This is a genomic window from Stappia indica, from assembly GCF_020177335.1.
In the GTDB taxonomy this organism is placed as follows: Bacteria; Pseudomonadota; Alphaproteobacteria; order Rhizobiales; family Stappiaceae; genus Stappia; species Stappia indica_B.
On record NZ_JAIVMG010000015.1, the window covers coordinates 40,200 to 53,884 of the forward strand.

General features: G+C 67.5%; 13 protein-coding genes. 6 read left to right on the forward strand and 7 right to left on the reverse strand.

Annotated elements, in window-relative coordinates; translation table 11 throughout:
- Positions 1-43 precede the first annotated feature (43 nt).
- Positions 44-1,099: a DUF2125 domain-containing protein gene (locus LC062_RS18025; RefSeq protein WP_224912414.1), complete on the reverse strand. Its 1,056-nt coding sequence runs from the start codon at positions 1,097-1,099 to the stop codon at positions 44-46.
- Between the two features lie 245 nt (positions 1,100-1,344).
- Here LC062_RS18025 and LC062_RS18030 point away from each other — a divergent pair, with 245 nt between their 5' ends.
- Positions 1,345-1,884: a gamma-glutamylcyclotransferase gene (locus LC062_RS18030; protein ID WP_224912415.1), complete on the forward strand. Its 540-nt coding sequence runs from the start codon at positions 1,345-1,347 to the stop codon at positions 1,882-1,884.
- Between the two features lie 32 nt (positions 1,885-1,916).
- Here the strand turns inward: LC062_RS18030 and LC062_RS18035 are convergent, their stop codons facing one another.
- The 4 genes from LC062_RS18035 to LC062_RS18050 form a co-directional block, all read right to left on the reverse strand.
- Positions 1,917-2,378 carry a hypothetical protein gene (locus LC062_RS18035; RefSeq protein WP_224912416.1) on the reverse strand — a complete coding sequence of 154 codons (462 nt, stop codon included), beginning with the start codon at positions 2,376-2,378 and terminating at the stop codon, positions 1,917-1,919.
- Between the two features lie 77 nt (positions 2,379-2,455).
- A complete protein-coding gene (locus tag LC062_RS18040; RefSeq protein WP_224912417.1) occupies positions 2,456-3,247 on the reverse strand; it encodes a lysophospholipid acyltransferase family protein in 792 nt (263 codons plus the stop codon).
- Between the two features lie 68 nt (positions 3,248-3,315).
- Positions 3,316-4,023, reverse strand: a complete 708-nt coding sequence (locus LC062_RS18045) for a YdcF family protein (protein WP_224912418.1) — start codon at positions 4,021-4,023, stop codon at positions 3,316-3,318.
- A gap of 166 nt (positions 4,024-4,189) precedes the next feature.
- Entirely contained in the window at positions 4,190-5,029 is an 840-nt protein-coding gene (locus tag LC062_RS18050) for a phosphatase PAP2 family protein (RefSeq protein WP_224912419.1), read from the reverse strand.
- A 308-nt stretch (positions 5,030-5,337) separates the two neighbouring features.
- Here LC062_RS18050 and LC062_RS18055 point away from each other — a divergent pair, with 308 nt between their 5' ends.
- The 5 genes from LC062_RS18055 (at position 5,338) to LC062_RS18075 (ending at position 10,935) form a co-directional block, all read left to right on the forward strand.
- Positions 5,338-5,982: a LysE family translocator gene (locus LC062_RS18055; protein ID WP_224912420.1), complete on the forward strand. Its 645-nt coding sequence runs from the start codon at positions 5,338-5,340 to the stop codon at positions 5,980-5,982.
- Between the two features lie 30 nt (positions 5,983-6,012).
- Positions 6,013-7,338 (forward strand): aspartate aminotransferase family protein, encoded by a 1,326-nt coding sequence (locus LC062_RS18060; protein WP_224912421.1) that lies wholly within the window; start codon positions 6,013-6,015, stop codon positions 7,336-7,338.
- A 103-nt stretch (positions 7,339-7,441) separates the two neighbouring features.
- On the forward strand, positions 7,442-8,263 hold the full coding sequence (locus LC062_RS18065; protein WP_224912422.1) for a thermonuclease family protein: 822 nt from the start codon (positions 7,442-7,444) through the stop codon (positions 8,261-8,263).
- Positions 8,263-9,738 carry a M48 family metalloprotease gene (locus tag LC062_RS18070; protein ID WP_263625779.1) on the forward strand — a complete coding sequence of 492 codons (1,476 nt, stop codon included), beginning with the start codon at positions 8,263-8,265 and terminating at the stop codon, positions 9,736-9,738. The genes LC062_RS18065 and LC062_RS18070 overlap by 1 nt, the downstream gene beginning before the upstream one ends.
- A 108-nt stretch (positions 9,739-9,846) precedes the next feature.
- On the forward strand, positions 9,847-10,935 hold the full coding sequence (locus tag LC062_RS18075; RefSeq protein ID WP_224912424.1) for a YeeE/YedE family protein: 1,089 nt from the start codon (positions 9,847-9,849) through the stop codon (positions 10,933-10,935).
- A 24-nt stretch (positions 10,936-10,959) separates the two neighbouring features.
- On the opposite strand, the gene LC062_RS18080 is transcribed toward LC062_RS18075, so the two are convergent.
- A complete protein-coding gene (locus LC062_RS18080) occupies positions 10,960-13,110 on the reverse strand; it encodes a 3'-5' exonuclease (protein ID WP_224912425.1) in 2,151 nt (716 codons plus the stop codon).
- Positions 13,103-13,501, reverse strand: a complete 399-nt coding sequence (locus tag LC062_RS18085; RefSeq protein ID WP_224912426.1) for a response regulator transcription factor — start codon at positions 13,499-13,501, stop codon at positions 13,103-13,105. The genes LC062_RS18080 and LC062_RS18085 overlap by 8 nt, the downstream gene beginning before the upstream one ends.
- Positions 13,502-13,685: the final 184 nt, after the last annotated feature.

The window sequence follows — 13,685 nt, forward strand, 5'->3', positions numbered from 1 at the left end:
GCCGCGCCCGACACGCGGTGCGTTGCGCGCCGGAACCGCCTGGCTACATCATCGGCCCGAGCCGTCCGATCGGGATGAGGCCGACACGGGCGACACCGCCCTCGAAGCGGAGCGGCACGGTGACCGCCGGCGCGCCATCGAGCTCCGCCGGACTGCCGAAGCCCATCAACGCCCCTTGCAAGGTTGCCGGCACGGTGGACTCCGGTGGGAAGAACGGCGCCAGCGCCTGGGCGAGTTGGTCCACACCGACCACGGTCAGCGGCAGGCCGCCGCTCAGCCGGCCCGCCTCATCGAGCCACAGCGCCCCGCTGGCTTGCAGGGAAAGCTTGCCTGACGACAGCACCAGCCGGTCGATCGCCAGCGCCTCGCGCGACGACAGCACCGCCCGCCAGTCGCCATCCGAGCGGCCGAGCAGCGGCGCAGCGCCGACAACCGTCATGTCGGCGAACAGATCGACCGACGGCACGGACGGCAGGGTCGAAACGGCGGCAAGCCGCACGGCGAGATCCACGTCCTCCGCCGCCTCCGGCGATTGCCTCAGATGCACCTCAGCCGTATCGGCAGCGACCCGGAAGGGCATATCCGCACCGGCGCCCTCCAGCGCGATATCGAGCGCTGGCGCCTCGACGACGAGATCCATCCGCGCCACTGTCTCATCGCCGAGCCGGGCGCTGGACCGCGCCGTGCGCCAGGTCGCATCGACCGCCAGGCCGGCGGGACCGGCGGAGCGCACCAGCCGCGCCGGCGCGTCCGCCTCGACGATCAGCTGGCGCGGGTTATAGGCAAGCGCCACCGCCCGCACGCCTCCAAGGCTCAGGCTGTCGCCGGTCGCCGCCGCAACCTCCAGCGGCGCGCAGCGCAGCTCGAAGCGGAACGGATACCCTCCCAGCGACTGATCGCCGCAAGCAAGCCGGCCGCCTTCGGTTTTCGCCACTTCGACCGTGTTGCGCAGGATATCGATGGCCATCCCCCGGCCGATCGCCCAATAGGCGCTCCAGAGGGCGACAACCAGAAAGACGAGCCCCACCAGCAAACGGTACTTCCAGCGGGAGGGCGAGCGCCCTTTCGGCGTCCCGGTGGCTGTCGGCGTCTCGGTCATCTGGTCCTCGCGGCTGGAAATCGACCCTCCGCGTCTACGCCCGGATCGCGACAGTTTCAAGGAGGATCGGCGCGCGGCTCCCGCGTCACATCCGCGCCCGTGGGAGGAAAATCCGACCAACCCGGCCGGAAACAACCGCCGGAGGGTTGATCCTCCCCCCGGTTCTGACGCACCCTGCCGGCCGCCTCGCCAGGCCCGAGCAAGGGCAAAGGCACGGCCGGAAGCGATGAGAGGATCAACGGCGAATGAGCGATCTTTGGGTGTTCGGATACGGCTCGCTGATGTGGCGACCGGGTTTTCCCTACGAGATCGCCGTTCCCGGCGTTCTTCATGGCGCCCACCGCTCGCTTTGCGTCTATTCCTGGGTGCATCGCGGCACCGAGCAGCGGCCCGGCCTCGTGCTTGGTCTTGATCGGGGCGGCGCCTGCCGGGGCATCGCCTTTCGGGTTGCCGGTCGCAACCGGGAAGAGGTGATCGCCTATCTGCGCGAACGCGAGCAGGTCACCGCCGTCTATCTTGAAGCGGAAAGGCGGGTGCGACTCGATGGCGAAGAGGGCGGCACGGTCTCCGCTTTGACCTACCTGGTCAACCGCGACCACCATCAATATGCCGGCGTTCTCAGCACTGAGCGCCAGTTCGAGCTGGTACAAGGGGCCCAGGGTCAATCCGGCCCCAATCCCGAATATGTGCTCAACACCGCCGCGCATCTGGAGGAACTGAAGATCCACGATCCGGCGCTGTCAGCGCTGGCGAAGCGACTGAAGGCCCTCGCCGCGGTCGTCTGAGGCGGCGCGCCCGGCCTTCCCTGCCCGGGAGGCTAATCGCCTTCCGCCACAGACAGGTCCGTTCCCACCTCCGCGCCCGCCGCGTCGGCGGCGAAGATGCAGCTCGCCCGGGACAGGTCATCGGCCACGGCGCGACGTTCGTCGGGCCGGCCGGCGAGCAGATGCACATAGGCGATGCGCCGACCGAGGTCGCGGCTGGCGATGGGCGCGCCGCGCCGCTGTCCGTAGCGGTCGACCTCGCCGATCCAGACGGCCCCGCCGCTGCGGCGCGGCAACAGCACGACCACCGCGCCGCAATAATCTTCCAGCGCCTCCACCGGCACGGCAGAGAAAAGGTACCGCCGGCCCGAATGGCCGAAGAAATACCGGTAGCGATCATCCAGCCCCAGCGCCGCGGCCGCGCGCGGCGCCGCGGCGCCGCCGCTTTTCCCCTCGCCCGAGCTGGGAACCACCCCGGAAACAGCCCGATCTATATTGGTCAGCGATGACGTCATGCTGGCAACAATAGAACAAACCGGAAACCTTGTCAGCAGACAATCGACGCGAGCAACGCCGCGTCTTGCGCACCCTGTCAGTCGCGCGGAAGCACGAGCCCGCGCGCGCGCCAGCGCTCTTCCACCTGAGCCAGAACGGGACTGCCGGGATCGCGCCGCGCCGCCTCCCGCAACAACTCGTCCGACGCACTCTCCACCACTGAAACCAGCTGGTCGTAGCAGGCATGAAGGTCCTGCCCCGGCTGGATCGGCGGCAGGATCTCCACCAGCACCGTGCCCGGGTAAAGGGTCCAGCCACGCCGGGGCCAATAGACGCCGGAGTTCAGCGCGATCGGCAGCACCGGACAGCCGAGCGAGCGGTAAAGATGGGCCACGCCATGCTTGTAGCGCGGTTCAGCCCCGGCCGGCCGGCGGGTGCCTTCGGGAAAGATCAGGATCTGCCGTCCTTCGGCCACCGCTTCGCTGGCCTTTTCCGTCATCCGCGCCAGCGCCACGGAGCGCTTGCCGCGATCGACCGGGATCTGCCGGTACTTGGCGGTGTACCAGCCAAACAGCGGAATGTAGCGCAGCTCCCGCTTCAGCACGTAGGTCGGCGAGGCGAACAGCGGCAAGAGGGCGAAGGTTTCCCAGGCGGACTGATGCTTGGCGGCGACGATATAGCCGCCCTCGGGAATGTTCTCCAGACCGCGCACCTCGACCCTGAGGCCCACGATCCAGCGCAGCAGCGCCAGGCAGGTCCGCGCCCAGAACGGCACGACCGGCCAGCCCCAGCGGCGCGGCAGGATGAGCACCGGCGAAAACAGGATCATCAGACCCAGGGTCACCAGATAAAACAGCGCATGAAACAGGAGCGAGCGAAGAAGAAGCATCGAATGGCCAACCGGATGAATTGCGTGTCGCGGCCAATCGACGGGAGGTACAAGGCCGGCAACGCCCCTCAGGACGACGCGCCGTCAACCATCCCTATTCTCAGCCAGGTGAGCATATACTTCACATATTCGCGCAGGAGAAGCCGCGTCGTCTGCGGATCCGCATACCAGCGTTCAAGCGGCAGGTCGGCGCTCTGCACCTTGGCCGGGATCAGGCGCAGGTCCGGCGCCACCGAACGCAATTCCAGCATGGCGCGCGGCATGTGATAGGCGCTGGTGACCACCAAGAGGCTGTCGAAATGCCGGCTACGCGCCCATTTCGCGGTTTCCGCAGCGTTTTCCAGCGTGTTGTTGGCAATCCGGTCCAGATCGACGCAGCAGCGGAAGAGCGCGAGATTGCTGGAGGTCAGGGCAACGATCTGCTCCGGCCGCGTGTCCGGATGCACACCGGAGATCAAAAGGCGATTGGCCCGCCCCTCCTCCAGCAGCATCAAGGCCTTCTTGACCCGCTCGCGTCCGCCGGTCAGCACCACGATCGCATCGGCGCGGGTCAGCACCGCAGGCTCCCCCTCCGTCACCATGCCGGCGAAGCGGAAAAACCCGCCAACCAGGAACCCGCCGCCAACCACGACCACCGCCAGGGCAAGCACCAGCAGCCAGCGGAGGAACCGCCGCCGACGGGGCATCCGCCGACGTGTTTCCGCTCCCGCGCCCTCAGGCGTCGCTTGCGCCTCCTTGGCCGTCTCGTCCTGCGGCAGTGAAGTTGCTCGATCCATCATCATCATCGGCCGCCAGACCAGCAGTTTCCACGCAAAGTGCCGCCTCCGGCGTCCTTCCCACCTTTCGCACTCCAGCAATCGAGGCGGCCATCCGCCAACCGGGTCATCGGGCGCAATCCTCCGTTCCGGAGTTGACCGTTTTTGGGCGACAAGTTCAACCAGCCTATCGGAATCGGTGCAAAAACGCCCGGGTGCGCCTCGCAAGCCCGCAGGCCAACCGGCACCCGGCCCGGCGCAGCCAGCCTCCAACCCGGGCGAGCCCGGAGCGCAGCGACGCCTCCTGAAGCATCGCCGGCGGCGCGACGTAGAACAGCCGGTACATGGTGAGGATCACGAGAAGGGTCAGGCCCCAGGAGAGCAGGGTGTCGGACAGGAAATGACCGCCGAAGGCCACCCGGTTGATGGACAGCGCCGCGCAGAGCGGCCCGATCACCGCCAGCATGCCCAGGCGCCAGCGCCGGGGCGCAAGAAACACCAGACTCACCAGCCAGAGACTGGCCGAGGCCTCGCCGGACACGAAGGAACAATTGGTGTCGCAATGGTCGGTGACCTTCCAGACCGGCACATAGGGGGCGTCACCGCCGAAGGCGGTCACGTCACGCGGGCGCGGCCGGCCCCAGTTGTTCTTGAACAGCGCATTGACCACCAGTCCCGGCCCCAGCGCCAGCGTCGACAGCAGGAACAGCGAGGCCCGCAGCCGCACCCACTCGGGCAAGCGCGGCAGGAGAAGCGCCGCCAGCAGCGGCAGAGCCGCCAGCACCGCAACCACCTTCACCAGATAGGGGCCGAGCGCGCGCAGCCGCACGAAAAACGGCACCTCGGCGAGCCAGAACCCCGCCTCGGCATCGTAAAACAGCCCGGTCGCCATCAGGTCCAGGGCGGGGACCGCGAGAAACAGCAGGGACACCAGCAGCAGATAGACGAAGGTGGCAAGAAACGGATGGGCAGCGCACCACGCACACAGGTTGCGCGGAACGGAGGCTTGATGCGGCACGGGCGTCATCGCGAGCAGGGATCCTCGATCGGCATGGCGGTACGCGTCAACGGAAGACACCGGCGGCGCCGCAACGATATTGGCAGGCCCGACAAATCGGACCGTTTCAGGTCCGCCGGTTATAAAGTGCTGCGTACGCCTGTCCAGCATCGCCCTGCGCGCAGCGCAGCCCAGCGCGGCAAAACGGCCATCGACCGGGCGTTGACACCCGTGATAGGTTGCATCTTTGTGGTCGCTCACGGTGACTGCGCCACCTGAACCAAAGCCCTTGTACAACCGGCCTGGACGACCGGTCTGGACGGTCCAACGGGGAATTCATGAGCTTCATTCCCGATCTTGCCACGCTGGCGACCTTCACCGCTGCCTGCCTCGTTCTGGTGCTGACCCCCGGTCCGGACATGACCCTGTTCGTCAGCCGCTCCCTGTCCGAGGGACGCGCCGCCGGCATGGCCTCGATGCTGGGCGCCGCGACCGGCAATCTGGTGCATACCCTGCTGATTGCCTTCGGCCTGTCGGCCCTGATCGCCGCCTCCGCCGAAGCATTTCTGGTGGTCAAGCTCGTCGGCGCCCTCTACCTGCTGTGGCTGGCCTATCAGAGCATCCGCCACGGTTCGGCGCTGACGGTACGCGCCGACGCACCAGCGCAGCGCAGGCCCCTGTCCCGGGTGTTCGCCACCGGCCTGCTGGTGAACCTGCTCAATCCGAAGATCATCCTGTTCTTCCTCACCTTCCTGCCGCAGTTCGTAACGGCGGGCGATCCGGAAGCTTCGGCCAAGCTGGTCTTTCTCGGGCTTTACATGATTGCCTTTTCCCTCCCCTTCTGCGCCGCCATGGTCCTGGCCGCCGAGGGCTTTTCCGCCTCCTTGCGCAAATCGCCGCGCGTCATGCGCCTGGTCGACTGGCTGTTCGCCAGCGTGATCGGCGGTTTCGCCGTCAAGATCCTTCTGACCAACCGGACCTGAGCGTCCCCTTCACGATCGACATCTAACATCATGACCCATATCTTCCCCAGACATACCGCCATGCGCCTGCCGCGCGCCGTCTCCGGCGACGGCTGCTACATCATCGATGACAGCGGCAAGCGCTATCTGGACGCCTCTGGCGGCGCCGCCGTGTCCTGCCTCGGGCATTCGGACAAGACCGTCACCGAGGCGATCAAACGCCAGCTCGATGCCATCCCCTTCGCCCATACCGGCTTTTTCACTTCCGAAGCCGCCGAGGAGCTGGCCGATCTTCTGATTGCCCATGCCCCGGGCGACCTCGACCGGGTCTATCTGGTGTCCGGCGGATCGGAGGCGGTGGAAGCCGCGATCAAGCTTGCCCGCCAGTACCATCTTGAGCGGGGAGAGCCGAGCCGAGCGCGCATCATCGCCCGCCGCCAGAGCTACCACGGCAACACCATCGGCGCCCTGTCCGCTGGCGGCAACATGTGGCGGCGCGAGCCCTTCGGACCGCTGCTGGTCGACATGTCGCATATCGCTCCCTGCTACGCCTATCGCGACCAGCGGGAGGACGAGAGCGCCGAGGAATACGGCCGACGGGTCGCCGACGAATTGGAGGCGGAAATCCTCGCCCGCGGACCGGAAACCATCGCCGCCTTCATCGCCGAACCGGTGGTCGGCGCCACCCTTGGCGCCGTGCCCGCCGTGCCGGGCTATTTCGCCCGGATCCGCGAAATCTGCGACCGTTACGGCGTCCTGCTCATTCTCGATGAGGTGATGTGCGGCATGGGCCGCACCGGGCACCTGTTCGCCTGCGACGCAGATGGCGTGGTGCCGGACATCCTGTGCATCGCCAAGGGCCTTGGCGCCGGCTATCAGCCGATCGGCGCGACCTTGTGCAGCGCGGCGATCTATTCGGCCATCGAGACCGGTTCCGGCCTGTTCCAGCACGGCCACACCTATCTGGGGCACCCGGCCGCTGCCGCCGCCGGCCGGGCGGTGGTCAGCGCGCTGGTGGAGCGCGATCTCGTCGGCCGCTCGCGCGATATGGGCGCAAAGCTCGACGCGGCCCTGCGCGACCGCTTCGGCCAGCACCCCCATGTGGGCGACATTCGCGGCCGAGGCCTGTTCCTCGGCCTGGAACTGGTCGCCGACCGGGAGAGCAAGACCACGTTCGACCCGGCCCGCAAGCTTCACGCCGTCATCAAGAAGGCGGCCTTCACCCGCGGCCTGATCTGCTATCCGATGGGCGGCACGATCGACGGCCGGCATGGCGACCACATCCTGCTTGCCCCGCCGTTCATCCTGGAGGACAGCCAGATCGACGAACTGGTCGACAAGCTCGCCGGAGCAATCGAGGACGGTCTGGCAAGCTGACGCAGCGGCCTGCCCCAGTCCTGTCACCATTCGCCGCCACAACAGGCGGCGAATGCACAGGATCGGAGGCAGCTGTTTCACCACGATGCACGGGAACAGGCACATGCGACGCGGACAACCATGCCGGCCCCTGCCGCTGGCCGGAACGGTGCTCGCCGCCGGATCGATCCTGGCAATGCTTGCCGGTAGCCGCACAGCGGAAGCAACGGAGGCGATCCCCGTCCCGGCGTCCTGCCGCGCCGAGGCCACCGGACGCGAGGTCGTCATCGCCAGCATCGGCACAAACGGCGATCTGATTGCCGCCGACGGCGCCCTGTTCCGGCAGTCCGACCTCGTCTTTCCGGCAAAGGCCGCCCCCGCCCTGTCGGCGCGACGCCTGCCGACATCCCTGCAATTTACCGATACGTCGGGGGAACCGGACCGCTGGAACCGGCGCCTGGGGCATTTTTCCAATAAGAAAACGAATGGCTGGCTGGCCCATGCGCTTGTTTCCGCTGGTCAGGCGCTGGTCGCTCCCGCTCAGAGCCCCACCGACTGTCTGGCTCCGCTTTTCGGCGCCGAACGGCAGGCCCGCAAGGCGCGGCGCGGTCTCTGGGCGACAGAACGGGTCTGGTCGGCGCACGAGCCGGACCAGCTTGCCCCGCGTACCGGCCGCTACACGCTGGTCAGCGGCCGGGTGCGCTCGGTGGGCCAAACCCGCTCGACGCTCTATCTCAATTTCGGTCGCCGCTGGAGCCGCGACTTCACGGTCACCATTCCGGCGGACGACGAAGCGGCCTTCGCGAAAGCCGGTCTCGACCTTCCTTCCCTGAAAGGCGCCACGGTGCGTGTGCGCGGGGTCATTCAATTTTCCGGCGGTCCGGGTATAAGGGTATTCCATCCCGCGCAGATCGAGCGGCTCGACAAGGACAACATGCGGCAGTGATGACGCCCTCGCTCTTCAAACGGTTCGTTGCAAAGGGGACCCGCCTCGCGCTCGTGAGCGTGGCCGCGGCTCTGCTTTCCGCCTGCCAGTTCTCCGGCTCCTCGCCGATCGACATCGGCACGCCGGCGCCGGGCAAGCTGCGTCCGGGCCTCTCCTCCGATCTTGGCGCCCGCGAACACCCGAAGGTGGTTGCGACCTACGGCGGCGTCTACGAGGACCGGGGCGCGGAACGGGCCGTCGCCCAGGTGGTCGGACGGCTGGTCGAGGCCTCGGACGATCCCTCGCAGAGCTACCGCATCACCATCCTGAACTCGCCGGCGGTCAACGCCTTTGCCCTGCCCGGGGGCTATCTCTATGTCACCCGGGGCCTTCTGGCACTGGCGACCGACACCTCGGAAGTGGCCGCCGTCCTCGCCCATGAGATGGCCCATGTCACCGCCAGCCACGCGATCAAGCGTCAGCAGCGGGCGGAGGCGACCGAACTGGCCGGCAAGGTGCTCGGCAATGTCGTCCGCGATCCGGATCAGGCCCGCGCGGCGATCATTTCCTCCCAGCTCTCCTTCGCCCGGTTCTCCCAGATCCAGGAACTGGAGGCGGACGGAGTTGGCGTGCGCACCCTGTCGCGTGCCCGCTACGATCCGTTCGCCGCTGCCCGTTTCCTCAACGCCATGGGCCTCTACGCCGCCTATCAAAGCGCTCAGGGCACCACCTCCAGCGCGCCAGACTTCCTGTCATCCCACCCGACCACGCCGGAGCGGGTGCAGACCGCCGTGCGCGCGGCCCGGCAGATCGGCGCGCCCGGTGTCGGCGAGCGCGACCGCGACGCCTATCTGACCAAGATCGACGGCATGCTCTATGGCGACGATCCGCTTGAAGGCTTTGTGCGCGGCCGCTCCTTCCTGCACAAGGCGCTCGGCATCAGCTTCACCGTCCCGCGTGGCTATGTGCTGGAAAATTCGCCCGAAGCAGTGCTGGCCAGCAACTCCGCCGGCACGGCCCTGCGCTTCGATGGCGCCGACCTGACGGACTTCGAATCACTCACCGCCTATATGACCAGCGGCTGGATCAATGGCCTGATCCGCGACAGCGTGCGCGAAACCACGGTCAATGGCCTGCCGGCAGTCACCGCCTCGGCCATCACCGATGGCTGGACCTTCCGCATCGCCGTGGTGCGCATCGGCCGCACCGGTTACCGCTTCATCTTCGCCTCGCGCAAGGGCGGCAATGCCTTCGCCGCCGATTATCAGAACACTCTGGAAAGCTTCCGCCAGCTCACACCGACGGAACGGGCGCGGCTGCGTCCCTTGCGGATCAAGGTGATCCGCGCCGATGCCGGCGATACCCCGGAAAAGCTGGCGGTCGGCATGAGCGGCATTGAGCCGGCACGCCGGCTTGAGCTGTTCACGATCCTCAACCAGACGCCCGCCGGCAAGCCGATCCCCGCAGGCACTGCCCTGAAACTGATCGTCGACTGACACCGCTTCCGCCCGCTTGAGGAAAATCAAGGCGCCCGCATCTTCCTTCCGATATTCATATATTGGAATGTGATATGCGTGCCTGGACGGGATGGCGGGAGGCAGGAAATGGATCTGACCGGCTGGTTCGAGATTTTCGGCGAGGAGGGAACCTCGGCCATCGGCGGCCTGTTGATCGGCATCGCCTTTGGCGCCTTCGCCCAGCGCAGCCGCTTCTGCCTGCGCGCCGCCGTGGTGGAATTCGTGCGCGGCGCCATTCAGTTGAAGGTGGCCGTCTGGCTGATTGCCTTCGCTTCCGCCGTCTTCCTGACCCAGGCGCTGATCAGCCTGGACCTGCTGGACGTGTCCGAGGCCAGGCAATTCGCCGCGCGCGGCTCCATCTCCGGCGCGTTGATCGGCGGGGCGCTGTTCGGCTGCGGCATGGTGCTGGCCCGGGGCTGCGCCAGCCGGCTGCTCGTCCTGTCCGCCACCGGAAATCTGCGTGCGCTGCTCTCCGGTCTGATCTTCGCCGTCGCCGCCGAAGCCTCCATTCATGGCCTCTTGTCGCCCTTGCGCGACTGGCTCGCCGGCTTGTGGACCGTCGGCGGGCGCGACCGGCTCGACCTCTTGCAACTGCTCGGACCGGGCCCCGAAGCCGGTCTGGTGATCGGGCTCCTGTTCCTGTCCGGTGCGGTGTTCTTCGCCGTCCGCGCCCGCCTCGGCCCCTGGGGCTGGCTTGGCGCTGCCGGTGTCGGCGCCACCGTCGCCGCCGGCTGGTGGTTCACCTATCAGCTGTCGTTCCAGGCATTCGAGCCCATGACGGTGAAGAGCATGACCTTCACCGGTCCTTCCGCTGACACCCTGATGACCGTCCTTACCCCGCCGGGCACCAACATCGATTTCGACATCGGCCTTGTCCCCGGCGTCTTCATCGGCGCGGCCATCGCTGCCCTGCTTGCCCGCGAGTGGACGCTGGAGGGGTTTCGGGATGGGCACAGCATGCGCCGCTACATTGCCGGTGCGGTACTGATGGGCTTCGGCGGAATGCTGGCCGGCGGCTGCGCCGTCGGCGCCGGCGTCACCGGCGGTTCGATCTTCGCCCTCACCGCGTGGCTGACGCTCAGCGCCATGTGGGCCGCCGCCGGGCTGACCGATCTGCTGATCGACCGCCGCGGCGCGCAGGCCAGCGGCACGGCGGAAGCGCCCGCCCTGCCCTGACCAAGCCAGGTCCGGACGTCCGCCTCAATAGCGCCGCTGGCGCCGGCGCAAGGCGACCTGCCGGTTGGAGACCTTGATCGCATCGCTCAGGGTCACGACACCCAGCGGCGTCAACAGGGCGATCAGCTTGCGCAAGACCTCCGCGGTCGCCAGCGCATCCCCCAGCGCCGTATGCCGGTCCTCCACGGGGATGACGATGCCGAACCGCTCGGCCAGCGCATCAAGCGTGAGGCTTTCGCTGGCGCCGAAGATGTGACCGGCCAGCAGCACCGTATCCAGCACCGGCTGTTCAAAGCGCAGGCCGGTGCGGCCCTGGTATTTTGACAGGAAGGTCATGTCGAAGGCCGCGTTATGCGCCACCAGGACACTGTCACCGATGAAGGCATAAAAGCGCGGCAGCACCTGCTCCACCGGATCCGCCTCCGCCACCATGTCATCGGTGATGCCGTGGATGCGGCTGGACGCCGGCGGGATCGGCCGCCCCGGGTTGACCAGGCCGTCAAAGATCTCGCCGCGCAACACCCGGTCGTTGACGATCCGCACCCCGGCCACCGACACCAGGTCGTCGCCGCGCGACGGTTCCAGCCCGGTGGTTTCCGTATCGAACACCACATAGGACAAATTGCGCAAAAGCGTCTCGCCGATGGTGCTCGGTGTCGGCCGGGCAAACAGGTCGAAGTCATAGAACTCCGGCCGCGGCGCCAGCGGCGCGCTGGACTTCATCGGCCGGTCCTGATGCTCCACCGCCACGGCCAGCGGCAACCGAAGCCGGGCCTGCCCGCCGCCAAGCACATCGCTCCACACGTCGGTCTTGTGCCGGCTGAGCACATCCCGGCCGGTCATTGCCCCCAGCGCCTCTTCCAGCGGTTCGTCGAGCCAGCCTTCCAGCACCGGTTCGGGCACCGGCTCCCCCGCCCACAGCAGATCGAGATAGGCCGTTCCATCGCGCCGGCTGGTCGACAGGCGGAAATCACGCACCTGCGCCCAGACGCCGATGCGATTCATCATCCGGTCGACCAGATCGACCACGGTGGCACTGTCGCAGGACAGCCACAGCGGATCGCCCATCACCGTCACGGACAGGTCCCGTCCCTCGGACCGGCGAGCGGCGATACAGTCCATCAGTGTGGACGAGTAGACCTCCGTCATCGGCCAGGCCCCGGCCAGAAGGTCTCCCGCTACCTGGTCGAGCCGATCGAGCCGCTCCCCCAGCGCCCGGGTTTCCACGTCGACCGTCTCGCGCAGCCGCTCGCGGGCCGCGTCATCCATCGGCGCCTTGCGCAACAGCACCTCCCCCGACAGGGACAGCGTCGCCACCCGCTGACGCATGTCGCGGGTCACGTCCTGAAGCAGACGGTCGCGCCAGATCCCGGCGGCCAGCTCGTCGGTCACCTTGTCGAAGGTCACCACATAGCCGATCGCCTCGCGCTCCTCCTCGCCGAGGATCAGCGACATGCGCCCGCGCAGGCTTTCGTGACCGCAGGCGGTGGTGCCGATGAACTGGGCCGCCAGCCCGTCCTTGTGGCTGCGGTACCGGCCGGAGGAAAAGCGCCGCGTCAGCCGCTCCAGACTGTGCCGCAGCGGCTGACCGGCGACCAGACCGGTCAATCGCCGCTCCAGCCCAAGCGGGCTGCTGCGCCCCTGATCGAGCAGGTGATGGGCAAACCGGTTGTACAGAAGAACCTTGTGATCGAGGGTGCAGATCACCACCCCCTGCTGCAGATCGCGCAGCACCGCTTCCAGTTGCCCCTTCTGCCGGTCCGCTTCGGCGGTGGCAACGGCGACCATCTCTTCCACGTCGGCCCGCGCCTCGAGCAGCGCCACAGCCGCCTCCCGCACGGCCGGCGCGAGCAGCCCGAGATAGCGCCCGGTGTCCTGAGGGATTTCGCGCGGGGTGCCGGCATGAACACTGGCGCGCAACTCCGCGCCCAGTTTCATCAACGGCTGGGCGACATGGTCGTCGAACTTCAGCCAGACCCACAAGGTCAGTCCGGCGCTGGCGAACAGCGCCACACCGCCCCCCAGCACCAGCGCATTGACCGGCACCTGCGGCGCCGCTGCCGCAAGATAGATCATGGCACCGGCAATGCTTGCCGAGGTGCCGAGCAGGATCAGGGCGAAGAACAGAAAAAACCGCAGCCGCAGGTTCCAGCGCTCGGCCCAGCCATCAGGCATTCGCGCGCCCCGCCAGCCCCGGCGTCTCCGTGAGCAGCCGCGCCACCACGGCCATCAGCTCGGAGGCGGTGAAAGGCTTGGCCAGATGGGCATCCGCACCAAGGGCTTGCCCCTTCTCGATGTCGACGGCGCGCGAACAGGCGCTCATCATCACCACCGGGATTTCCCGGGACAGCGGATCGCCGCGCATCGACTGGCACAGGGCATAGCCGGTGCCATCCGGCAGTTCCGCATCCAGCAGGACAATATCCGGCGGATGCGCGTTCAGCGCCGCGCGCGCTGTCCCGGCGCTATCGGCGGTGTCCACCAGATAGCCGTCTTCCTCGATCAGGTCCTTGAGAAACCCGGTCAGGGTTATCGCATCGTCGACAATCAGAACCCGTGCGGTCATGCGCTTTCCTCCTCCGCATATTACTATGCCCGCCGGGCCGGGCCAGCACTAGAACGCCATTCGTCTAGGGTGCGGTCCGCGGGATGGGGCCCCGAGGTCATGACATCGCCGGCCAAGCGCGCTAAAGCAGGGCCAATCGCCGCGCCCCTGCCGATCGCGCGGCCGCACACATGAACGAAGGCAC